The following is a 22,345-nucleotide window of genomic DNA, read 5'->3' as shown; positions in this document are numbered from 1 at the left end:
GGTGTCGTTACTGGTCCGGAACTCGGAACTCGACCGCAGCACCCTGTCCGTAGCCGACGCACATCGTCGAGAGGCCGCGGCCGCCGCCCCGTCGTCGGAGCTCGTGGATCAGGGTGACCGGCAGGCGCGCGCCGGAGGCGCCCAGCGGGTGCCCGAGCGCGATCGCGCCGCCGTTGACGTTGAAGGTCGCGTCGTCGAAGCCGAGCTCGTCCCGACAGTACAGCGTCTGGCTGGCGAACGCCTCGTTGAGTTCCACGAGGTCGTAGTCCGCGGCCGAGCGGCCGTTTCGGTCCCAGATTCCCCGGACCGCGGGCACCGGTCCGATCCCCATGACCGTGGGATCGACGCCGGCCACGTTGTGGTCCTCGATTTCGGCCACGATCTCGAGGCCGCGTTCCTCGGCGAACGCCTCGCTCGTGAGCAAGACGCCCGCGGCGCCGTCTGAAATCTGTGAGGCGTTGGCGGCGGTGACGGTGCCGTCCTCCCGGAAAGCGGGCGGAAGGCCGGCGATCTTCTCTTTCGTGGTGCCCGGCCGGATCCCTTCGTCCGTCTCGACGACCTCCTCACCTGTGTCGATCGGGACGATCTCGTCGTCGAACCGGCCCGCTTCGGTGGCTTCGACCGCGCGCTGCTGGCTCCGGGCGGCGTACTCGTCCTGTTCCTCGCGACCGACGCCGTACTCCTCGGCGACTTTCTCGGCGGTCTGGCCCATGGCGAGCCCGGCCGCGTCGTACTGCTCTGCGATCCCGTCGTAGGAGCCGATCCCCTTCCGGCGCTCGTTGCGCGACATGTTCTCGACGCCGCCGGCGACGATGACCTCGCGCTGGCCCGCCCGAATCGCGTCGCTCGCGCTCATGATCGCCTCCGCGGAGGACGCACAGAGCCTGTCGATCGTCGTCCCGGGAACGCCCTCACCCAGCTCCGAGAGGAGGGCGATGACCCGCGCGATGTTGTTGCTCTGTTCGTCGACCTGCTTGGCACAGCCCCAGCGCACGTCGTCGACGTCCGCGCCCGAGAGGCCCGTTCGCTCGAGCATCTCGTCGACGAGCGGGACGGAAAGTTCCTCGCTGCCGGTCTCGGCGAAGACGCCGCCGTGTTTCCCCTGTGGCGTCCGCACTGCCTGGACGATAACTGGCTGCCGTTCGCTCATTGGTACTCGTTGGCTCGCACCGCGCCGGTAAAGTAGCTCCGTTCTCGGCCACTCGAGTCGCGCGGTCGTCGTGCCGTCCGACGGGGACGGGGCGATCTCGAAGCGAGCAGGAACCCGCCCGGCGACCGGCGATCGCCGGCCGGACGACCCGGTCGCCGCCGGGATCGTCCCCTCCCGAGCGTCCGCGTCGCTCGTCGGTCGAAAGGGAACGTTTTTGAACGTTTCCGCTGAGGGTCCCAACATGCAAATCGCAGTGCTGGGAGCGGGAAGTATGGGACACGGAATCGCGCAGGTGTCCGCGATGGCGAGCCACGACGTCGTCATGCGGGACGTCGAGACGGAATTCGTCGAAAACGGCCTCGAGGGGATCCGGACCAACCTGCAAGGCGGCGTCGATCGGGACAAGGTCACCGAGGCGGAGATGGACGCGGCCCTCGAGCGAATCGAGGGGACGACCGACCTCGAGGCGGCCGTGGCGGATGCCGATCTGGTTGTCGAGGCGGTGCCCGAGGACATGGACCTGAAGAAGGACGTCTTCTCCGACGTCGAGGATGCGACGGGCGAGGACACCGTCATCGCCTCGAACACGTCCTCGCTGTCGGTGACGGAGATGGCGAGCGTACTCGACCGGCCCGAGCGGGCCGTCGGGTTGCACTTTTTCAACCCGCCGCACCTCATGGATCTGGTGGAGATCGTCGTCGCCGAACAGACGGACGAGCGGACCGAAGAGGTCGCCATCGACTACGTGCGTGACATCGAGAAAGAGGACGTCGTCGTCCGCGACACGGCCGGCTTCGCCACCTCGCGACTCGGACTCGCACTCGGCCTCGAGGCGATTCGGATGGTCGAACAGGGTGTCGCCAGCCCGGCCGACATCGACACGGGGATGTCGATCGGCTACGGCCATCCGATGGGCCCCCTCGAGCTGACCGACCACGTCGGACTCGACGTGCGTCTGCACGTCGCCGAACACCTCCGCGAGGAACTCGGCGAGCGGTTCAAACCACCCCAGACCCTCCGTCGAAAGGTTCGGGCCGGAAATCTCGGCAAGAAGACCGGCGAGGGGTTCTACGTCTGGGAGGACGGCGAGCGCGTCGGTATGAGCGGCCAGTGGGGCAGCGACGACGACTGAACAGGGAGAACGGACGACGAGAGAACTCGCGGGCGCTCCGTCGCCCGAGCCGGACGCGGCGCGACGTCCGGCCTCGCGGAGCCCGACGAGTCGCGTCCAAGCGCCGGGGACGCGTCCGACCGAGGGCGACGGCTTCGGACCGTAGGCAGACCCGCCGGCCGTTCGGAACACCCAACCAGTAAGGCATCGCGCTTGTTTTGGTGGCCCGGTTACAGAGTAGTACCGTCCGACGCAGTCGGGCGGCGGCCCCAACGGGCGCACGTGGGAAAACAACGGGGCCACTTTCGAACTCGGTCACCACCCCCAGTGTTGACCCGCCGCGTGTCCGCCGGGCGCCTCGAGGCGCCCGGCATACCCCCATCAGTGTGAGCGGTGGCCGCGTCGACCCGAGACGTATCGCAGCACCCGACGGCGAGCCGAACGTCTCGCGGTCGAACGGTGGCCATCCGAACGGGCAGCGGGCGGACCGAACAGTCCCGCGTTTCGTCATCGCTTCGACCGGGTCGTCGGGAATGCGGGTCCTTTTTGCTCCCCCTGGGCAAGGTGTCGGTATGTCCCTGGAGCCAAGCGCCGACCCGGCCGCCGACCGGAGAGCGACGTACGACTACCGGAGCGACGACGTCGATCGTCCGGCGCTGGTCGCGGATCTCGAGGAACTCGTCGACTGCGAGGTCCGCGGCGACTCCTACTCCCGCGAACTGTACGCGACCGACGCGAGCGCCTACGAGATGACGCCGATCGCCGTCGCCTTCCCGGAGACGACGGCCCAGGTCGCGGGGATCCTCGAGTACTGTGCGGCACGCGAAATTCCCGTCCTCCCGCGCGGTGGCGGCACGAGTCTGGCGGGCCAGACGGTCAACCGCGCCGTCGTGCTGGATTTTTCTCGCCACATGAACGACATCCGCGGGATCGATCCAGAGGCCCGGAGCGCAACGGTCCAGCCCGGAACGATTCTCGGGACGCTGAACGAAACCCTCGCACCGTTCGACCTCAAATTCGCTCCCGACCCGGCCTGGGGCGACAAGAGCGCGATCGGCGGCGCGATCGGCAACAACTCCACCGGCGCGCACTCGCTGAAATACGGCAAGACCGACGCGTACATTGAGGAGGTCGAAGCCGTTCTCGCCGACGGAACCGTCACTCGGTTCGGCGAGGTGACGCTCGAGGAGGTAGCCGAGCGGGCCGATCCGGACGGCGATCTCGAGGGCCGGATCTACGCCGAAGTCGAGCGCGTGCTGACGGAGGAGGGCGATCGCATCGAGGAAACGTACCCCGATCTCAAGCGGAACGTCTCCGGATACAACCTCGATCGGCTCGTCGCGGAGGCCCGCGGGATCGATCTGCCGGGCGGCGAAAAGACGAGCGCGGCCGGCACCGTCAACCTCGCGCGACTGCTGGCCGGCAGCGAGGGGACCCTCGCGATCGTCACCGAAGCGACCGTTTCGCTCGAGTCGGTACCCGAGACGAAAGCTGTCTCGCTTCTCTGCTACCCGACGCTTCACGACGCGATGGAGGACGTCGAGCCCGTCCTCGAGCACGACCCTGCGGCGGTCGAGGTTCTAGACGACGTGCTGATCGACCTCGCGCGCGATACCGCGGAGTTCGGCCCGGTCACCGAGATTCTTCCCGAGGGGACCAACGCCGTCCTCCTGGTGGAATTTTACGCCGACGATTCGGACCACGGCAGGGAACAGGTCGCCGGGCTGCTCGCCGACCGGGTGCCGTCCGCGACGCCCGCGGGCGATCCCATCGAAGATGCGCCGGTGAGCGAGGCGGAGCCGCTCGCGCTCGAGGCGCTCGAGGCCTACGACGACGCCGAGCGCGCGAAGCTGTGGCAACTGCGCAAGTCGGGGCTTCCGATCTTGCTCTCGCGGACGACCGACGAGAAGCACATCTCCTTCATCGAGGACACCGCGATCCCGCCGGCGCGGTTGCCCGAGTTCGTCGACGCGTTCGAGGAGATCCTCGAGTCCCACGGCACCGAGGCGAGCTTCTACGCTCACGCCGGCCCGGGCGTGCTTCACGTCCGGCCGCTCGTGAATACGAAGACCGAAATCGGCCTCGAGCAACTCCACGGGATCGCAGACGAGGTGACGGACCTCGTGGTCGACCTCGGCGGCTCGGTCTCGGGCGAACACGGCGACGGCCGCGCCCGCACGCAGTGGAATCACAAACTCTACGGCGACGAACTCTGGGAGACCTTCAAGGACGTGAAGACGGCGTTCGACCCCGACTGGATTTTGAACCCGGGGCAGGTCGTCTTCCGCGACGACGACCCGACGGACCTCCGCGAGAACCTTCGATTCGACCCCGACTACGAGTTCGCGGCCGGCTTCGAGCCAGCTCTCGAGTGGGACAACGACAACGGCTTCCAGGGCATGGTCGAACTCTGTCACGGCTGTGGCGGCTGTCGGGGCGAGCAATCGACCACCGGCGGCGTGATGTGTCCGACCTACCGGGCGAGTCGGGAGGAGATCACGGCGACTCGCGGCCGGGCGAACGCGCTTCGACAGGCCATGAGCGGGGACCTCGGGTCGGACGAGGCGTTTTCCGACGAGTTCGTCGAGGAGGTGATGGACCTCTGTATCGGCTGCAAGGGCTGTGCGCGGGATTGCCCGAGCGAGGTCGACATGGCCAAGCTCAAAGCGGAGGTGACCCACGAGTACCACCAGCGAAACGGCGCATCCGTCCGCGACCGGCTCTTCGCAAACGTGTCGACGCTCTCGAAGTGGGGCTCGCGGTTCGCACCGGTCTCGAACGCGCTCGCAACGCTACCGGGCGCACGGGCGGTTCTCGAGATCGTCGCCGGAATCGATTCTACTCGACCGCTGCCGACGTTTCACGCGAAGACGTTCCGTGACTGGTTCGAGGAGCGAGGCGGCGCGGCCGCGTCGAGAAAGCGGGCGGCAGCGGGAGGGGACCGAGGCGACGCGCGCACCGTCGTCCTCTACCCCGACACCTACACGAACTACAACCACCCCGACGCGGGGAAAGCGGCCGTTCGCGTCCTCGAGGCCGCCGGCGTGCAGGTCGTCGTCCCGGACGGTCTCGGAGACACCGGCCGCCCGGCGTTTTCCAAGGGCTTCCTCGAGAAAGCGAGGGACGCGGCCCGCGAGAACGTGACCGCGCTCGCGCCGCGAGTCGAAGACGGCTGGGACGTGGTCGTGATCGAACCGTCCGACGCCGTCATGGTTCAGTCCGATTACCTCGATTTACTCTCGTCGGAGGCGGCGGAGACGCTCTCCGCGGCCACGTACGGCGTCTGCGAGTACGTAGACGTCTTCCAACTGGACGAGGAGATCGAATTCGATCCCGCGTCCGTCCAGCAGCGCCTCACCTACCACGGCCACTGTCATCAGAAAGCGGCCAAAAAGGATCACCACGCGGTCGGCGTCCTCCGGCGGGCCGGCTACGGCGTCGATCCGCTCGATTCGGGTTGTTGTGGCATGGCTGGCAGCTTCGGATACGAGGCCGAACACGCTTCGATGAGCGACGCCATCGGAGAGATTCTCTACGAGCAAGTCGAGGAGAGCGACGGCGACCGCGTCGTCGCCCCCGGTGCCTCCTGTCGCACGCAACTCGAGAACCGGCCGGACGCGAGCGAGGAGCCCCCGACGCCGATCGAACTCCTCGCGGCGGCGCTCGAGTGACGGACGGCATCGGTGGCCGGTCCACACCGGCACAGCGGGGCGCCGCGGACGACCGCAGACCGAAGCGAGCGACGGTATTCCGGCGGGGATCGACGGATGCGACCCGGTGGGAGTTCGACGAAGCGGCCGAGTCCGGGGATTTCGGCGGGTCGAAAAGGGGGCGTGTCGACGAGTAACTACCGGCCGACCAGTTCGTCGTACCGCGCGCCCGTCTGTTTGAGCGTCTCGGTCGAGTAGAGCCGTTCGTTGTCGACGGGGAGATAGTCCGCTGCCAGTTCGTCGATCTTCTCGTCGACGGCTTCGGGATCCCGTCCGTGTATCATCGTAAACAGGTTGTACGGCCAGTCGAGCTCCGGCCTGCGGGGGCGGTGGTAACAGAGCGTCACGTACGGGAGGCCGCCGGCTCGCTCTCCCCACTCGTCGAGCTTCTCGTCCGGGACGTCCCAGACGACCATACAGTTGGCGTCGAACCCGGTGACGACGTGGTTGATCACGCAGCCGATCCGCTTGATGCAGCCACTCGAGAGAAGCCGTTCGATGGCCGCGAGAACGTCCTCCACGGCGTATCCGGCGCGTTCGGCGATGTCGCGGTAGGGCGTCGCCGACAGCGGGAACCCGTCTTGAATCTCGAGCAGCAACTCCGCCTCGAGCGCGGTGAAGTCGCCCGTCGCCGCCTCGCTGATCCTGGTCGCCGACGAGTCGGTGCGCTGACCGGGGGAGTCGTCGCTCGCGGGGGTCCCGGCTCCCGATTCCGCGGACTGCGGAACGGCGCTCTCCCGGGCGAAGCGGTCGCCGTTGACGACAGGGAACTCGAGGTCGATGTAGTAGTCGGTCAGCATCGGCAAATCGAGGACCGTACAGCCGGTCCGGGATTCGATCTCCGCCAAGATTTCGTCGCGCCTGTCCTGGGACCCGGCCGTGACGACGAACCACATGTTCCACTCGTGGTCGCGGGCGTAGTTGTGGTTGACCTGCCGGTACTCGTTGACTATCGACGCGACCTCGTCGAACCGGTCGTCCGGAGCCTGAACGGCGGCGAGCGTCGACGACCCGATCACGGGTGGGTTGAGAACGGCACCGAACCGGCGGACGATCCCCGCCTCTTTCAGCGCGCGAACGCGGTCGACCGCGGCCGATTCCTCGAGTCCGATGGCAGCACCGACGCGACGGAACGGGCGCTCCGTGACGGGAAAACCGCTCTGATAGCCGTCGATCAGCGCCGCGTCCGCATCGTCGATCGTCTCGCGCCAGTCCACCGACAGGCCACTCATTGCTTGCTCTAGGGAGAAGGGGGCCGTATCGTTTTCGGGTCTACCCGAACGGCGGGACGACCGGCACCGGTCGGCTTCGACCGCTTCCAGTCCCGCCGCCGATCGAGTCGAAACCCGTCTTTCGACGGGCACGCGTACACGGGAAGCGGGAGACTTTTGCGCGGTCCGGGCGAAGGATTTCACAACATGGCGCAGGCAACCCAGGAATTCGGCGACTGGCCGCTCAAGCGGCTGATGACCGAGGTCGTCGGTTCCGGTCCGAAGTCGGCCGACGACATGACGCGCGAGCAGGCTCGAGAAGCGTTTCAGCGCATTCTGGCGGGCGAGCCCGACGCGACGACCCTCGGTGCGTTCTGGCTGGCCAACCGCTGGAAGCGAAACACCCCCGAGGAGTTGGCGGCGTACACCGACGTCATGCGCGAGGAGTCGGTCGTCACCGCAGAGCCGAACTGCGATCCGGTCGATTGCGGGGCGAACTACGACGGCAAGCACACCTCCGCCGTCCTCGGCGTCGGGGCCGGTATCGTCGCCGCCGCGGCGGGAACGCCCGTCGTCGTCCACTCCGGTGACCGCGTCCCCACACAGAAAGCCACCGCGTACAAGCACGTCCTCGACGAACTCGGCGTTCGAACCGACCTCGAGCCCGAAGAAAGCGCCGGAATGGTCGACGAGACCGGCTTCGGGTTCTACTACCAGCCCGCGTTCAACCCCGGAATCCAGGCCCTCTACGACCGGCGCGACGAGATGGGCGTCCGGACGTTCGTCAACACCGTCGAAACCGTCGCGAACCCGGCGAACGCCGACGTCCACCTGGGTTCGTTCTACCACCTGGCGTTCGCGAAGAAACTGACCGACACGATCTCCGAGAGCGAACAGCTCGCGTTCTCCCGCGCCATCTTCTTCCAGGGGATGGAAGGCTACGACGACATCCGTCCCGGCTACACGAAGGTGGCCGAGTGGGAGGACGACGCCGACTCGCTCGAGGATTACGAGATCGAGACCGCAACCTACGGCATGGAGATGGAAAGCGAGGACCTCGCGGTCGACGACGTGACCGCCGACTCGGCGACGATCACCGAAGAGGTCCTCGCCGGAACCCGCGAGGACCACTTCGCGGACGCGATCGCACTCAACGGCGCGTTCCGGATGTACGCCCGCCAGGACGTGGACAGTCTGGACGAGGGACTCGAGCGGGCCCGCGCGGTCGTCGCCGACGGCAGCGCGCAGGCCGTCCTCGAGGAACTCCGGTCGTTCTGAGTCTGGCCTCGAGTTACGATCGGAACGGGAGCGTCCACTCGACAGATTTTCGATACCTAATTCAGCAGCTGTCGGTTCGATCCCCCGGCGCGGATCGAGAACGAGGACCGGAACACGCGAACAGACATACTGGAACCAAAATATGTTCGAGAGACAGAATAGTATTCTATTTGTGAGGAACGTGCAGTTGAAGGGGAAAGACGGGTCGAATGCCGTCGAACCGCCGGAAGAGGCGGCGATCGCGCGAATCGTTGGTAGCGAGCCCCCGTACCCGATACGACGACCAGTTTGATCGCGAGATCGACTCGAGGGAGGCGATCGGACGGCGTTTCTCTCCCGTTCCAGTCGACGGCCGCCGTAGTGGCCGCTCGAGCTCTGTTCGTCGAATGGATGCGGGAAGCGGGAGTAAAGCGGGTGCGGGAAGCGGGAGTAAAGTCGACGGACCCTCGTCCGGCATTCCGTCGTCAATTCACGACGGGACGGGAGGGACCGGCCCGCACCATATAGTATCAAAATGCGAATACAAAGTTGGAAAGAACAGTTTCGGTATGCGAATTGCCCGCCGGCACGATTCCGCGACGAGCCGCGAGGCGGTTGCCACACGAGCAAATGTCGATCCCCCGCGAAATCACCGGCGAACGTACCTTTTTGATCGTTGCCCGTGACCGTCATCCATGGACGAATCACTGGACACCGTCCTGGTATCGTACGACGAAGAAACCGGCGTCGGCACGCTCACGATGAACCGACCGGACGCGCTGAACGCGCTTTCTGCCCAGCTCAGAGCGGACATCGTCGCCGGACTACGGCTCTTAGAGGAGCAAAACGAGGGCGCCGACGGCGTCGCGCTGCGCGCCGTCGTGCTCGAGGGGGCCGGCGAGAAGGCCTTCTGCGCCGGCGCGGATATCGGCGGCTTCTCGTCGGACTCGGCGGGCGGATCGTCCGATCGGACCCACTACGACGTCATCCGGGACTTCCCGACGCCGGTCATCGCGAAAATCGACGGCTACTGTCTGGGCGGCGGCCTCGAGACCGCACTGGCCTGTGACTTCCGACTGGCGACCGAGGACAGCACGTTCGGCTTCCCGGAAGTCAACCTCGGTATCCTCCCGGGTGCGGGTGGCGTTCAGTACGTCACGAAACTGGCCGGTCCCGCCGTCGCGAAGGAACTGGCCATGTTCGGCGACCACATCTCGGCTGAGCGTGCCGCCGACGAGGGAATCGTCGATCGGGTCTTCGACTCGGACGAGTTCGACGACGAAGTCGAGGAATTCGTCTCCGGGCTCACCGGACAGGCGCCGCTGGCCGTCCAGGCGATCAAGAAGTCCGCGCAGATGGCGGTTCAGTCCGGCCTGAACGAAGGACTGCGATACGACCGGCAACTGTTCGTGGAACTGCTCAACACGGAAGACCACGCCGAGGGGGCAGCGGCGTTCGCCGAGGACCGCGATCCGGAGTTCGAGGGCAAGTAACGGCTCATCGCAGCTTCGATATTCGGAGCCTGCTCGCCGATTTTCGGAGGCCGCTCGTTCGAGTCCCGAGTGAGCGGTCGCTCAGTCCCACTCCTCGCCGATGCCCCGCAGCGAGAACGGACCGACGGGGAGATTGTAGCCGTCCTCGAGCGCTTTGTCGACCTGCGCTTCGGTTGCGATGCCTTCGTCGACGATCTTCTGGGCCTCTTCGCGCATCGCGCCGTAGCATCGATTGGCGATGAACCCGTAGGACCCGGGATCGTCGTCGATCGTAACGCTCGTCTTGCCGAGTTCGTCGACGAGTTCCTCGGCGCGCTCGACGACCGCGTCGTCCGTCTCCGGGGCCCGGACGATCTCGACCATGGCCATGACGGGAACCGGATTGAAGAAGTGGGTCACGGCGACTCGTGACGGGTCGGAGACGGCGTTGGCGATCGAGGTCACCGAGAACCCGCTCGTGTTCGAGTACAGCGGCTGACTGTCCGTGACCTCGTCGAGATCGCGAAACACCTGGCCCTTGATAGCGAGGTCCTCCGTCACCGCCTCGATAACGAAATCGGTGTCGTCGGTCGCGGCGTCGAGATCGGTCGTGAACGTGACCCGGTCTACGATTTCGTCGCGCTCGTCGGGGGAAAGATAGCCGCCTTCGACGGCATCGTCGAGTCCGTAATTGCCCGAAACGTACCGTTCTCGGGCTTCGTCGACCAGTTCCTCGTTGATCTCACGAACCGAGACGTCGTAGCCGTTTCGTGCGAGTACCTGTGCGATACCGGCGCCCATGATGCCGCCTCCGACGACGGCAGCACTCTGTTGTGCCATGCCACCAACCTTCACGAGAGCCGACTTAGTTCTTATCAACGCGGCGGTTAATCCGCGCCGCTACAGTTGGCCGTCGGCGACGGAAATCGCCGTCGATCTCGAGGACAGTACTGCCTCACGGCCATTTCCGTCTCGAGGGCGGTACTGACTTCCGACCACCCACGTCTCGATGGCGTACCCGACTCGAAGCGGCTACCGGTCCGAGGGCGGTGTCGACTCGCTCGCGGACCGAACAGGGGTCACGCGCCGAGCAGCGGCCACGGATCGAATCGGCCCCTCGAGCGACGACCGCCCAGCTATCAACTGTCCGAAAGATATTTTGCGCCGATCGTGGTGAGTTATCCCATGGCAATCGGACGGTACCGAGATGTACCTGCGGACATGGACGACGTCGAGCGCGAAGTAGCCGCGGCACAGTACCCCGAAGGTGGGCTGGTCTTCGGTCTCGGTGTAGGGATCGTTCTCCCGATAGTGACCATCGAGGCGCTGTTACTTCTGACACCGATTCTCTGTGGTGTCGGAGGGTTCGTTCTCGGTCGCTTCGTTCGCGATTACGAGATCCGTCGCCGCCGTGCCGAACGCGCCCGAGGGGAATGAGCGGAGGGGCCAGCGGCGAATCTGACAGGCTCACCTCGAGTATCGGCATCGTCGGTGTGCTGGCGCTGCTCGTCGGCAACGCGATTTCGGTGCCGATATTCGTGCTGCCGGGACCGTTGGCGGAAGCGGCCGGTCCGGCGCTCGTGTTGGCGATCGTGCTTGCGTCGATTCCCGCGAGCTTCGTGGTCCTGTACAACGCGTTGCTGGGATCGGCAATGCCGGTCGCCGGCGGATTGTACGTCTATATCTCGCGTCTCACGGCACCCTACTGGGGGTTCCTGGTCCCGTTTACGATCCCACTCGTCGCGTGGGCGTCGTTGCTCGTGACCGCGACCGGTTTCGCCGAGTACACGCGCATCTTTTTCGACGTGCCGTCGATGCTGCTCATCTACGTCCTGCTCGCGTTCGTGTTGCTCGTCAACGTGATCGGTCTCAGGCTGGTCGCACAGGTCCAGCTCGTCTTCTTCGTCGGCCTCGTGGCGGTTTTGCTGACGTTCATCGTTCCCGGTGCCGGCGCGATCGAGACCGCCAATTACACGCCGTTTTTCCCTGATTACGGGGAGTTCGGTCTCGCCGTGGTCGCGCTGTTCTATCCGTTTCTCGGGTTCGGGTTGCTCGTCGAACTCGGTGAGGAGATCGACAATCCGCGTCGAACGATCCCGCTCGTGCTCGGACTCGGCATCGGAATCGTGGCGCTGTTTTACGTGGCGCTCATCGCCGTTCTGATCGGCGTCGTTCCGTACACGCAACTTGGATCCGAAGCGGACCTCGCGTTGGCCGCCTCTCGGTTCCTCCCGTGGTGGGGAGAGTACGTCATCGCTGCGGGTGCGATCTTCGCGGTGGTCACCACCGTGAACACGACACTGCTCGTCTTCTCCCGGACACTGATGCGTGCGAGTCGCGACGGGATCCTCCCCGCATCGCTCTCGCGAATTCACCCGCGATTCGACACGCCACATTACGCGGTCATCGTTCTCGGCGTGCCGCCGTTTCTGCTCGTCCCACTCGCGAACGACATCGTCGGTCTCTCCGTGTTTATCGGACTCGCCAGCCTCACCGCGTACTTCTTCTGTGCGATCGGTCTCTGGAATCTCCCACGAGAGTTTCCCGACCACTACGCCAACGCCCCGTTCCGCCTTCGGCGCTACCGCGGCCTCCTCGCTGCGGTCCTCGGCGGTGCCGTCGTCACCGCCGCGTTCTGGGTGGTCACGCTCCTCCAGGAACCCGTCGTCGGCGTCGTTCTCATCGGCTGGTTCGCCGTCGCGTACGTCTACTACCGCTACCGACTCGGAAAGACGGATCGGATCGAAACGTACCGGACGATGACCTCGCTCGAGGGCCACGAGCGCGTCGACGGAAACGGTGGCGAACGCGGCGTCGATTGAGGACCGCCACGATCCGAGGCGATCCCGTCACCGCTGGCGGGGGATGGCAAACAGACAACACATTTAATAGTTCGTTGGCCGTGCTTGGCATATGGCAACTGAGTACACGCCAACGGAGATGATGGACCGAGAGTCCAGGTCGAACCGGTACTACCGCAACGCGGTCGAACGGCACTGGGACCCCGGCGAAATCGAACTCGAGCAGGACGTCGAGCACTTGCTGACCGACATCGAGGGGGAAGAAGAATACGATCAGGAGTCCTGGTACGGGACGCTCAACGGAATCGCGAAGTTCGGCGCGGGCGAGGATGCAGTCACCGAGGACCTCGCGCCGCTCGGCGCCGTCCTCGACGACATCGACGATCAACTGTTCATCACGACACAACTGTACGAGGAGGCGAAACACGCGGACTTCTTCGACCGCTACTGGCGGGAGGTCATCTGGACGGTCGAAGACGAAATGGGGTGGGAACGATCGAACCCCCGCCACGACCGCTGGTTCAACGAGCCCTACATCGAACTGTTCGACCGCAATCGGAAAGCGCAGTTCCGGCTACTCGAGGACGACACCCCCGAGAACCGGGCGAAGGCGTACTGTCACTATCACCTCACCGTCGAGGGAATCCTCGCACAGACCGGCTACTACGGCATGCAAACTTCCTACGGCGGCGAGTTCGAAAATCTCCCGCACCTGCCGGGACTGGTCGAGGGATTCACGAAAATCCGCAGCGACGAGGGCCGCCACGTCGGCTTCGGCATGAATCAGCTCAAGAAGCTGATCGCCGAGGGCGTCGACCCCGCGATCATCGAAGAGACCGTCGACGAACTCCTCCCGCTCGTCCAGGGGATCACCGAAGACGATCGGTTCCAGCCCGACGACCCCGACGAACGCGTCGGCCTCGAGGAAGGAGAACTCGCCGCCTACGCCATCGACAAGCACACCGACCGGATGCGACAGATCACCGACGCCGCGGCCGACATTCCCGACGTCGACGAACTGGTGCAACTCGAGAGCGACGACTGACCCGCCTCGCGGAGGGGTGTCGACGGTCGGCGGCCAGCGGCGAACGACCGGCGATCCGACAGCGGCAAACGGTGGTCGCTTTGCGGCCAGCGGCGTACGGCTGGCAGCCTGTGGCCACCGTTTTCGTCCAGTCTCGCGGGCAGATGCTCGACGAAGCGAGACGCGAGCCGAAGGCGGTTCGACTGCCCGCTGACAGTAGGTTTTTGCGGTCGGGGCGGGACGTGCCACCATGCGACTCGATTCGGTACGGATACTCGATCTGTCTCGGCTCCTTCCCGGCCCGTACGCGACGCAACTGCTCGCCGATTCGGGTGCCGACGTCGTGAAAGTCGAAGATACCGACGCGGGCGACTACGCGAGGTACGCGTCGCCGACGACCGACCGCGACACCGCCGCGCTGTTCGACAGCGTCAATCGCGGGAAGCGAAGCGTCGCGCTCGATCTCAAGTCCGAGGGAGGGACGACCGCGTTCTACCGGCTCGTCGAGGACGCGGACGTCGTCTTCGAACAGTTTCGGCCGGGCGTCGCCGAACGACTCGGGATCGACTACGAGACCCTGCTCGAGTACAACGAAGAGCTGGTGTACTGCTCGCTGTCCGGCTACGGGGGAACCGGTCCGTACGCCGAACGCGCGGGCCACGACCTCAATTACGTCGGCCTCGCCGGGTTGCTCGACATGACCCGCGAGGACGAATCGATGGCCCCGCAGATTCCGGGCTACCAGATCGGTGATCTCGGCGGCGGACTGTTCGCGGCGTTCAGCATCGTCGGCGGGCTGCTGTCGCGTGAACTGGGCAACGGCGGCGAGTACGTCGACGTCGCCATGACCGACGTGGTCGCTTCCTTTTCCCAGGCCGTCGCCTACGATGCGCTCACCGGCGATGGCCCGCGACCCGGCGAAACGAGGCTCACCGGCCGGGTTCCCTGGTACGACGTGTACGAGACCGCCGACGGGCGATACGTCACCCTCGCCGCGCTCGAGCCGAAGTTCTGGCGAGCGTTCTGCGAGGAGGTCGATCGCGAGGACCTCGTCGCACACCACGACACCGAGGATCCGGCCGAACTGACGGCCGTCCGTGAGGAACTGGCGGACCTGTTCGCGAGTCGGTCGCGGGACGACTGGCTCGACGAATTGAGCGACGAGACGATGACCGGGCCGGTGTGTACCCCGGCCGAAGCCCTGGCACACCCCCAACTCGAGGCCCGGGGACTGGTCGAGCGGTCGGGCGACGCCCCGCCGCGAGTCGGGTTTCCCGCGGTCGGGTCGAACGTCCCCGACTCTCACGACGAATCGGTGCCGGGCCACGGCGAACACACCGCCGACCTGCTCGCATCGGTCGGCTACGACGACGACGAGATCGACGACCTCCGGGGCGCGGGCGCGATCCGGTGATCGCAGCGGCTCCCGTCGGAGTGGGACGAACGCGATCGGGCGCGCGACAACCGGTGGACCGACCAGACACGTCACGACAGGCGAACCGACCAGACGCGCGTTAGTCGGCGACTCCGTCACTCCGCGAGGGCGGAGCGCTTGATCTTCCCGCTGGCGGTCTTCGGAAGGGCCTCGAGGAACTCGATTTCCCGAGGGTACTCGTGTTTCGAGAGTTCCGCGCGGGCGAACTCGCTCAGTTCGTCGGCCAGGGTCGACGACGGCTCGTGATCGTCGACGAGGGTGACGTACGCTTTCACGATCTGGCCGCGCGTCTCGTGGTCCGCCCCGACGACGGCGGCTTCCTCGACCGCCGCGTGATCGAGCAGCGTCTCTTCGACCTCCGCGGGGCCGATCCGGTAGCCGGCCGAGATGATGACGTCGTCCGCCCGACTGACGTACCAGAAATAGCCGTCCTCGTCCCGGCGCGCCAGGTCGCCGGTCCGAAGCCAGTGCCCGGAGAAGGTCTCGAGCGTCGCTTCCGGACGCCCCCAGTAGGAACCGTGGGCGTCCTCGTCGCGACGGATCGCGATTTCGCCGACCTCGCCCCGCTCGACTTCGGTGCCGTCGTCGTCCAGCAACACCACCTCCTCACCGGGCGTGACCTTCCCCATGCTTCCGGGGCGGACCTCCCAGTCGTCGAACGCGTAGTTGCAGACGACCATGCCGGCCTCGGTGAGGCCGTAGGCGTCCTGCGGCGGGGCGCCCAGACCGTCCTCACACCAGTCGACGGTCTCCTCGTCTAAGGACTCGCCCGCCGAGATCAGCACCCTGAGGTCGACGTCGTACCCGTCGAGATCGATCCCGGCGGCTCGAGACTGCCGGAGCGCCGTCGGCGGGATCATCGCGTTGTCGACGTCCCACGCCTCGAGCGTCTCGAAGAACGCGTGCGGGTCGAACTGGCCGCGATAGCAGCCGATGGCCGTCCCCCGGATACCGGACATGATCGTTCCCATGGTGAGCCCGTACGACCACGACGGGGACGCCGCGACCAGGTAGACGTCGTCCGGGCGGAGGTCGACGACGTACTCCGTGTAGGCGTACAGTTCGATCGGGCCGCGATGGGTCGTCGGCACCCCCTTCGGCGGCCCCGTCGTGCCGGAGGTGTAGGTCAGCGAGTAGGGGTCGTTCGGATGGGTCTCGACCGTTTCGAAGTCGTCGTCGCGGGCGCGGACGTCGTCGTAGTCGTCCACCGTCGCCGCTCCGTCGACCGATCCGCCGTCGATCGAAATCACGCGCTCGAGGGCCGGCAGGTCGCCGTCGACGGCCGCACAGCCATCGGTCGTCGTGAACAGCGCGGCGGCGCCCGAATCCTCGAGCCGGTAGTTCAACGCGTCGGGGCCGAACATCGGCGCGAGCGGCAAGTAGATCCGCCCCGCCGCGATCGTCCCGAAGACGACGGCGTACAACTCGAGTCGCGTCGGGAGCATCGCGCCGACGCGGTCACCCCGGTCGGTGTGTTCGATCAGGTAGTTACTGACTCGATTTGCGGCCGCGGCCAGCTCCGCGAACGTGTGCGTCTCCGTCTCGCCCCGCTCGAAATCGCGGATACGAAGGCCAGTCTCGGCGGAATCGGCGTGGCGACCCAGCGCTTCGTCGGCGACGTTGAGCGATTCCTCGTCGCCGACGTGTGCGTGTTCGTCCCAGCCCATTCCGGCCTCGTATCTGTCGGAAACGGCCTCGTATATGGTATCGTATGTCATGTATCAGTGCTCGACGACCCCGGTCATAATTCTTCCGCAGAATTGACAGGAGTTCGGGGCGGAATAGACCCACGACCCGTCTGTGCTCCCAGGACGGATTCCGAACGGTCCGAATCGCCCACCCGCGTTCGACGAGCGGCGCGACGAATCGACGTTCAGAACCGCGGGGACCGGCACAAATCATAAGGTGGTGGGTCGGAGTACTATACACGACCATGATGGGAGTTCAGTTAACACTTGACAAGATCCTCGAGCGGGCGGTCACGATGTTTCCGGACCGGGAACTGGTAACGAAACTGCCCGACGGAAGCACGCATCGGTACACGTACGCCGACGCCTACGAGCGGATCTGCCGGCTCGCGGGCGCGCTCGACGACCTCGGTCTCGAGGCGGGTGACAGGGTCGGCGTCGTCGCGACGAACCACTACCGTCACTTCGAACTCTACTTCGGGCCGGCCTGCTCCGGGCGGTCGATCCACATGTGTAACATGCGCCTGCCCGACCACCACTTCGTCCACACGATCGACGACGCCGAGGACCGCGTGGTGTTCGTCGATCCGGGACTCATCGAGAAGGTCGAAGCGAACGCAGACGACCTCGAAACCGTCGAACAGTACGTCGTCCTCGACGACGAGGTCCCGGAGACGAGTCTGGAGCCGGTGACCGATTACGAGTCGCTACTGGCGGGGCAGTCGACGGAGTACGACTGGCCCGACATCGACGAGGACGCCGAGTACGGCATGTGCCACACGTCGGGAACGACGGGCCTGCCGAAGGGCGTCCCCTACTCCCACCGCGCGATGTACCTGCACAGCATCATGTGCGGTCACGTGGATGCGAATCAACTCGGCGAGAGCGACGTGGCGCTCCCCGTCGTCCCGATGTTCCACGCCAACGGCTGGGGAGTCCCCTACGCCGCGACGTTCGTCGGCGCGAAGCAGGTGTTCCCCTCGATCCACACCGATCCGGAATCGATCGCCCACCTGATCGCCGACGAGGACGTGACCGTCTCGGCGGCCGTTCCGACCATCTGGCTCGAGATGGCCGAGTACCTGGACGAGAACCCCGAGGTCGACATCTCGAACATCGACCGGCTGACGGTCGGCGGGTCCGCGCCGCCGGAGTCGCTCATCCGGAAGTACGACGAGGAGTACGACGCGCCGATCATCCAGGGCTGGGGGATGACCGAGACGTCGCCGCTGGGGTCGCTTAGCACGCTCCGGAAGGAAGTCGAGGAGCGTCCGAGCGACGAGCAGTACGCGTACCGCGCGAAGGCGGGCCTCCCCGTCCCTGGAATGCAAACCCGCGTCATCGACGACGACGGCGAGGAGGTGCCTCCCGACGGCGAGTCGATGGGGGAACTCCAGGTCCGCAGCCCCTGGGTGACCGACCACTACCACGATCGGCCCGACGAGAACGAGACGGCGTTTACCGACGACGGGTATCTCCGAACCGGCGACATCGCCACCCGCGACGAACTGGGGTACATCGACATCGTCGACCGCGACAAGGACGTCATCAAATCCGGCGGCGAGTGGATCTCGTCGGTCCAACTCGAGAACGAACTCATCGCCCACGAAGGCGTCAGCGAGGCGACGGTCATCGCGGTCGACCACGAGCGCTGGCAGGAACGACCGCTGGCCTGCGTCGTGGAGCGCGAGGGCGCAGACCTCACCGAATCGGAACTCGACGATCACCTTTCGGAGACGTTCCCCTCGTGGTGGCTGCCCGACGCCTACCGGTTCATCTCCGAAATCCCCAAGACCTCCACCGGCAAGTTCGACAAGAAGACGCTGCGCAACCAGTTCGACGTCGTCCTCGAGGCGGACGGAGAGACCGAAGCCAAACGGTAAGGTTCTCCACTTGAATATATCACTATGGGAGCAGACACCACGAGCGGCGTCAGCTTTGCCACCGACGAGGAAACGCGACTCATCCTCGACAGCCTGGACGACTTCATCGAGCGCGAGGTCGAGCCGATCGTCGCGGACCTCGGCGACACGTACACGAACCCCAGAAAAGGCCGCCACGAGAACGGCCGCATCACCGACGAAGTACTCGAGGCGCGCGAAGAAATTCGTCGGAAGTCGGCCGAGGCCGGCTTCTACGCGATGAATTTGCCCGAAGACGCGGGCGGGGACGGGATCTCACCGGTCGCCTGGTATCGCGCGAAGAAACACCTCGCGTCCCACGGCGGCGGCCTGGAGCGGTACGTCCTCGCCGGCCCCGAAGGGCCGAAACCCCTCCTGTTGCAGGCCGAGGGCGACCAGCGAGAACGGTACCTCGAGCCGACCGTCAGGGCGGAGAAGTCGACCGCGTTCGGTCAAACGGAGCCCGGATACGGATCCGACTCGCCCAACATGGAGACGACCGCCGAACGGGACGGTGACGAGTGGGTGATCAACGGTCGGAAGCAGTGGATCACCAACGCCCCGTACGCGGATTTCGTCCAGTTGTTCGCCCGGACGACGCCCCAGGAGGAAGTCGGCCGCTACGGCGGGATCACCTGTTTCATCGTCGAGCGCGACGAATACGAACTGGGATCGTACAACAACGCCGTCGGTGCCGAGGGGTCACAGGCCGAAATTATTCTCGACGACGTCCGCGTCCCCGACAGTCGCGTCCTCGGGGAGGTCGACGACGCGTTCTACGCCGCGATGGAGTTCCTCTCGCTCGGTCGCCTCGAGTTGGGAGCCGAGGCGGTCGGCTACTCGGAGTACTTACTCGAGAAGGCGAGCGAGTACGTCACCGAGCGCGAGGCCTTCGGACGGACGATCGGGAACTTCCAACAGGTCTCCGCGAAGCTCGCACAGGGGCGTGCGAAGACCTACGCGGCCGATGCGGCCGGCCTGAAACTCGCCTGGAAGGTGGCCCAGGACGAGCGGACGATCATGGATTCGTCGGTGCTGAAGTGGTACGCCACGAACGTCCTCTGGGAGGTCGCCGACGCCGCCGTGCAGGTCCACGGGGCGAACGGGCTCGCCGAGGAGAATCCGTACATGGACCTCGTCCACCAGGCGCGTATCCTGCGGATCGTTGAGGGAACGGACGAGATTCAGCTCAACACCATCGCCAAAACGATGGGCATCATGGACTGATCGAGCGACTGCCCGAGTCCCGCTCGACGGAGTGGCCAAGCCGCGAACGAGGCCGTCGGCCGAGCGAGCAGGAACGTCTTCCGGTGCGTTCGATCGACAATTTTCCGGACGAACGACCGGCAGGGGAGAGTGCGGAGTGAACGGTCGGTTCAGAAGCTAAACAGGTCGATGCCGCCGGTGACGCCGACGATCTGTCCGGTCACGTAGGAGGCCTGCTCGGAGCAGAGGTACGCGACCATGTTGGCGACGTCTTCTTCCGTCCCGAGGTGGCGCATCGGGGTCGCCTCCGCGATCCGGGCGAAGTACTCGTCGACGTCTTCTCGAAGCTCCTCGGGGCCCATCTCCGACCACGCCCCGACGACGATGTTCGGGGCGATGACGTTCGAGGTGACCCCCGACTGGGCCCCCTCGAGGGCCATCGTGCGGCCGACGCCGATCATGGCCGCCTTCGTCGCGGAGTACGAAATCTGCCCGAAGCCGCCGTACCAGCCGGCCATCGAGGACATGTTCACGATCCGACCCCAGCCGCGGTCGCACATCCGTGGAAACACCTCCGCGCTGATGTTGTAGGTCCCCGTCAGGTTGATCTCGACGTCCCGGTTCCAGACGTCGTCGTCGTAGTCGGCGAGTCGCGACCGCGCGTCGACCATCGCGGCGTTGTTGACCAGGATGTCGACGCCGCCGAACGCGTCGCGAACCTCGTCCATCGAGTCGGCGACGTCGTCCCGGTCGGTGAGGTCGCACTCGAGGGCCATCGCCTCGCCGGCGTCGGCGGTCTCGTCGATTTCGTCCGCGATTTCCCGAGCACCGTCGGCGTCGACGTCGAGCACGACGACGTTCGCGCCCTCGTTCGCGAGAATGCGACAGTCAGCGCTTCCGATACGTCCGGCACCGCCAGTGACCACGGCAGTCCTGTCCTGGATACCAAAATCCATCTCCCGATGGAATACTTCGTTATTTGACTTAATCGTTGCGGGGAGATAGCATCGGCCACGACCGTCGACGAGTCGGACGGCGCCGGACGGACGCTGACGGGAACCATCACGAGTCCATGCACAACTTCTATGATCGATGATAACATACCCACGTGTACGTCATGAACTCAGCAGTCATCGTCGACGCCGTCAGAACGCCGTTCGGGAAGCGAGACGGCTCGTTCCGCGACACGCATCCGCAAGATCTGGCCGCAGAACCGCTCGAGGCGCTTCGAGAGCGCAACGGGTTCGAGCCCGAAACGATCGAGGACGTCATCTACGGCTGCGTGACGCCGGTCGACGAGCAGGGCCTCAACATCGCGCGGCTCGCGCCGATGGTCGCCGGCTGGGGAGACGTCGTCCCGGGCGTCCAGCTCAACCGGATGTGTGGCTCGGGCCAACAGGCGGCCAATTTCGCAGCGGCGAACGTCATGGCAGACCAGCACGACGTCCTGATCGCGGGTGGGGTCGAGCACATGACGCGGGTTCCGATGGGGTCGGACGGGGACAAGCCGACGGACACGTACTTCGAGTACTTCGACGAATTGACCACGCAGGGCGAAGGCGCCGAGCGCATCGCCGAGAACTACGGCCTCACGCGGACGGAACTCGACGAGATCGCCGCCGACTCCCAGCGTCGCTGGAAGGAGGCCTGGGACGAGGGTCGCTACGACGATCAGATCACGCCCGTCGAAACCGAACTCGACGGCGAGGAGGTCGTCGTCGAACAGGACGAACACCCTCGCCCCGGTACCGACGTCGAGACGCTCTCCGAACTGCCGCTGTCGTTCCGCGAGGAGGGCGAGGGCTTCCATCACCCCGGCAACTCGTCGGGGATCGTCGACGGTTCGGCTGCGCTGTTGATCGCGAGCGAGGAGGCCGCCGAAGAACACGGCTGGGAACCGATGGCCCGTATCGTCCAGACCGAAGTCGTCGGCGTCGACCCGATCACGATGTTGCGCGGACCGATCCCGGCGACCGAACAGGTACTCGAGAAGGCCGATATGACGGTCGGCGACATCGACCTGTTCGAGGTCAACGAGGCGTTCGCGTCGGTCGTCGGCGCCTGGCTCGAGGAGACCGGCGCGTCGTGGGAAGACGTCAACGTCAACGGCGGCGCGATCGCCCACGGACACCCGCTGGGAGCGACCGGCGCGATGTTGCTGACGAAACTCGCCCACGAACTCGAGCGCACCGGCCAGGACACCGCGCTGTCGACGATGTGCATCGGCTTCGGACAGGGCGTCGCGACGATCATAGAGCGAGTCTGAGCGGCCGACGCGAACCGACGCCCGACTGACTCGAGGGTGTCGGTCGCCACGGGCCGCGGCGATCCGGTCGTCACCGCGATTCAGAGATGTGATGGGTGAGACGACGACCGGCG

At 65.8% G+C, this 22,345-nt stretch carries 16 protein-coding genes; 11 read left to right on the top strand and 5 right to left on the bottom strand.

Annotation, left to right across the window (positions count from 1 at the left end; genetic code table 11):
- Nucleotides 1-7 precede the first annotated feature (7 nt).
- Nucleotides 8-1,150 (bottom strand): thiolase family protein, encoded by a 1,143-nt coding sequence (locus NJT13_RS13560; RefSeq protein ID WP_254522180.1) that lies wholly within the window; start codon nucleotides 1,148-1,150, stop codon nucleotides 8-10.
- A 241-nt stretch (nucleotides 1,151-1,391) separates the two neighbouring features.
- On the opposite strand from NJT13_RS13560, the gene NJT13_RS13555 reads away from it, so the two are divergent.
- Both NJT13_RS13555 and NJT13_RS13550 read left to right on the top strand, forming a co-directional pair.
- Nucleotides 1,392-2,282 (top strand): 3-hydroxyacyl-CoA dehydrogenase family protein, encoded by an 891-nt coding sequence (locus NJT13_RS13555; protein WP_254522179.1) that lies wholly within the window; start codon nucleotides 1,392-1,394, stop codon nucleotides 2,280-2,282.
- Nucleotides 2,283-2,833: 551 nt separating this feature from the next.
- The gene (locus NJT13_RS13550) at nucleotides 2,834-5,932 is read left to right on the top strand and encodes an FAD-binding and (Fe-S)-binding domain-containing protein (protein WP_254522178.1); all 3,099 of its coding nucleotides are present in this window, start codon (nucleotides 2,834-2,836) and stop codon (nucleotides 5,930-5,932) included.
- Nucleotides 5,933-6,108: 176 nt separating this feature from the next.
- On the opposite strand, the gene ahbB is transcribed toward NJT13_RS13550, so the two are convergent.
- The gene (gene ahbB, locus NJT13_RS13545) at nucleotides 6,109-7,203 is read right to left on the bottom strand and encodes a siroheme decarboxylase subunit beta (RefSeq protein ID WP_254522177.1); all 1,095 of its coding nucleotides are present in this window, start codon (nucleotides 7,201-7,203) and stop codon (nucleotides 6,109-6,111) included.
- 186 nt (nucleotides 7,204-7,389) lie between these two features.
- Between ahbB and NJT13_RS13540 the strand changes: the two genes are divergently transcribed.
- Complete coding sequence (locus NJT13_RS13540; RefSeq protein WP_254522176.1) at nucleotides 7,390-8,460, top strand: anthranilate phosphoribosyltransferase; 1,071 nt, start codon at nucleotides 7,390-7,392, stop codon at nucleotides 8,458-8,460.
- Nucleotides 8,461-9,134: 674 nt separating this feature from the next.
- Complete coding sequence (locus tag NJT13_RS13535; RefSeq protein ID WP_254522175.1) at nucleotides 9,135-9,932, top strand: enoyl-CoA hydratase/isomerase family protein; 798 nt, start codon at nucleotides 9,135-9,137, stop codon at nucleotides 9,930-9,932.
- 81 nt (nucleotides 9,933-10,013) lie between these two features.
- Here the strand turns inward: NJT13_RS13535 and NJT13_RS13530 are convergent, their stop codons facing one another.
- The gene (locus NJT13_RS13530) at nucleotides 10,014-10,751 is read right to left on the bottom strand and encodes a 3-hydroxyacyl-CoA dehydrogenase family protein (protein ID WP_254522174.1); all 738 of its coding nucleotides are present in this window, start codon (nucleotides 10,749-10,751) and stop codon (nucleotides 10,014-10,016) included.
- Between the two features lie 345 nt (nucleotides 10,752-11,096).
- On the opposite strand from NJT13_RS13530, the gene NJT13_RS13525 reads away from it, so the two are divergent.
- From NJT13_RS13525 to NJT13_RS13510, 4 genes are all read left to right on the top strand, one after another.
- Nucleotides 11,097-11,348 carry a hypothetical protein gene (locus NJT13_RS13525; RefSeq protein WP_254522173.1) on the top strand — a complete coding sequence of 84 codons (252 nt, stop codon included), beginning with the start codon at nucleotides 11,097-11,099 and terminating at the stop codon, nucleotides 11,346-11,348.
- A complete protein-coding gene (locus tag NJT13_RS13520; protein WP_254522172.1) occupies nucleotides 11,345-12,733 on the top strand; it encodes an APC family permease in 1,389 nt (462 codons plus the stop codon). The genes NJT13_RS13525 and NJT13_RS13520 overlap by 4 nt, the downstream gene beginning before the upstream one ends.
- Before the next feature lie 91 nt (nucleotides 12,734-12,824).
- On the top strand, nucleotides 12,825-13,757 hold the full coding sequence (locus tag NJT13_RS13515; RefSeq protein ID WP_254522171.1) for a ferritin family protein: 933 nt from the start codon (nucleotides 12,825-12,827) through the stop codon (nucleotides 13,755-13,757).
- 229 nt (nucleotides 13,758-13,986) lie between these two features.
- Nucleotides 13,987-15,150 (top strand): CaiB/BaiF CoA transferase family protein, encoded by a 1,164-nt coding sequence (locus tag NJT13_RS13510; protein ID WP_254522170.1) that lies wholly within the window; start codon nucleotides 13,987-13,989, stop codon nucleotides 15,148-15,150.
- 116 nt (nucleotides 15,151-15,266) lie between these two features.
- Here NJT13_RS13510 and NJT13_RS13505 read toward each other — a convergent pair whose 3' ends face one another.
- On the bottom strand, nucleotides 15,267-16,889 hold the full coding sequence (locus tag NJT13_RS13505; RefSeq protein ID WP_254522169.1) for an acetate--CoA ligase: 1,623 nt from the start codon (nucleotides 16,887-16,889) through the stop codon (nucleotides 15,267-15,269).
- A gap of 218 nt (nucleotides 16,890-17,107) precedes the next feature.
- Between NJT13_RS13505 and NJT13_RS13500 the strand changes: the two genes are divergently transcribed.
- Together NJT13_RS13500 and NJT13_RS13495 are read left to right on the top strand one after the other, a co-directional pair.
- On the top strand, nucleotides 17,108-18,742 hold the full coding sequence (locus NJT13_RS13500) for a long-chain fatty acid--CoA ligase (RefSeq protein WP_254525459.1): 1,635 nt from the start codon (nucleotides 17,108-17,110) through the stop codon (nucleotides 18,740-18,742).
- A gap of 24 nt (nucleotides 18,743-18,766) precedes the next feature.
- On the top strand, nucleotides 18,767-19,987 hold the full coding sequence (locus NJT13_RS13495; protein WP_254522168.1) for an acyl-CoA dehydrogenase family protein: 1,221 nt from the start codon (nucleotides 18,767-18,769) through the stop codon (nucleotides 19,985-19,987).
- Between the two features lie 149 nt (nucleotides 19,988-20,136).
- On the opposite strand, the gene NJT13_RS13490 is transcribed toward NJT13_RS13495, so the two are convergent.
- Nucleotides 20,137-20,922, bottom strand: a complete 786-nt coding sequence (locus tag NJT13_RS13490) for an SDR family NAD(P)-dependent oxidoreductase (protein ID WP_254522166.1) — start codon at nucleotides 20,920-20,922, stop codon at nucleotides 20,137-20,139.
- A gap of 161 nt (nucleotides 20,923-21,083) precedes the next feature.
- Between NJT13_RS13490 and NJT13_RS13485 the strand changes: the two genes are divergently transcribed.
- Nucleotides 21,084-22,232 carry a thiolase family protein gene (locus tag NJT13_RS13485; RefSeq protein WP_254522165.1) on the top strand — a complete coding sequence of 383 codons (1,149 nt, stop codon included), beginning with the start codon at nucleotides 21,084-21,086 and terminating at the stop codon, nucleotides 22,230-22,232.
- Nucleotides 22,233-22,345: the final 113 nt, after the last annotated feature.

This window comes from Natrinema caseinilyticum (assembly GCF_024227435.1).
In the GTDB taxonomy this organism is placed as follows: Archaea; Halobacteriota; Halobacteria; order Halobacteriales; family Natrialbaceae; genus Natrinema; species Natrinema caseinilyticum.
Note: the sequence above shows the minus strand (reverse complement) of the source record. Positions and strands in the feature narration are given on the sequence as shown.

Excerpts from the sequence above, each read along its gene's own strand:
- NJT13_RS13485 (WP_254522165.1), top strand. The coding sequence starts at position 21,084 with ATGAACTCAGCAGTCATCGTCGACGCCGTCAGAACGCCGTTCGGGAAG.
- NJT13_RS13550 (WP_254522178.1), top strand. The coding sequence starts at position 2,834 with ATGTCCCTGGAGCCAAGCGCCGACCCGGCCGCCGACCGGAGAGCGACG.
- NJT13_RS13555 (WP_254522179.1), top strand. The coding sequence starts at position 1,392 with ATGCAAATCGCAGTGCTGGGAGCGGGAAGTATGGGACACGGAATCGCG.
- NJT13_RS13535 (WP_254522175.1), top strand. The coding sequence starts at position 9,135 with ATGGACGAATCACTGGACACCGTCCTGGTATCGTACGACGAAGAAACC.
- NJT13_RS13520 (WP_254522172.1), top strand. The coding sequence starts at position 11,345 with ATGAGCGGAGGGGCCAGCGGCGAATCTGACAGGCTCACCTCGAGTATC.
- NJT13_RS13530 (WP_254522174.1), bottom strand. The coding sequence starts at position 10,751 with ATGGCACAACAGAGTGCTGCCGTCGTCGGAGGCGGCATCATGGGCGCC.
- NJT13_RS13495 (WP_254522168.1), top strand. The coding sequence starts at position 18,767 with ATGGGAGCAGACACCACGAGCGGCGTCAGCTTTGCCACCGACGAGGAA.
- NJT13_RS13540 (WP_254522176.1), top strand. The coding sequence starts at position 7,390 with ATGGCGCAGGCAACCCAGGAATTCGGCGACTGGCCGCTCAAGCGGCTG.
- NJT13_RS13515 (WP_254522171.1), top strand. The coding sequence starts at position 12,825 with ATGGCAACTGAGTACACGCCAACGGAGATGATGGACCGAGAGTCCAGG.
- NJT13_RS13510 (WP_254522170.1), top strand. The coding sequence starts at position 13,987 with ATGCGACTCGATTCGGTACGGATACTCGATCTGTCTCGGCTCCTTCCC.
- NJT13_RS13525 (WP_254522173.1), top strand. The coding sequence starts at position 11,097 with ATGGCAATCGGACGGTACCGAGATGTACCTGCGGACATGGACGACGTC.
- NJT13_RS13500 (WP_254525459.1), top strand. The coding sequence starts at position 17,108 with ATGGGAGTTCAGTTAACACTTGACAAGATCCTCGAGCGGGCGGTCACG.
- ahbB (WP_254522177.1), bottom strand. The coding sequence starts at position 7,203 with ATGAGTGGCCTGTCGGTGGACTGGCGCGAGACGATCGACGATGCGGAC.
- NJT13_RS13490 (WP_254522166.1), bottom strand. The coding sequence starts at position 20,922 with ATGGATTTTGGTATCCAGGACAGGACTGCCGTGGTCACTGGCGGTGCC.
- NJT13_RS13560 (WP_254522180.1), bottom strand. The coding sequence starts at position 1,150 with ATGAGCGAACGGCAGCCAGTTATCGTCCAGGCAGTGCGGACGCCACAG.
- NJT13_RS13505 (WP_254522169.1), bottom strand. The coding sequence starts at position 16,889 with ATGACATACGATACCATATACGAGGCCGTTTCCGACAGATACGAGGCC.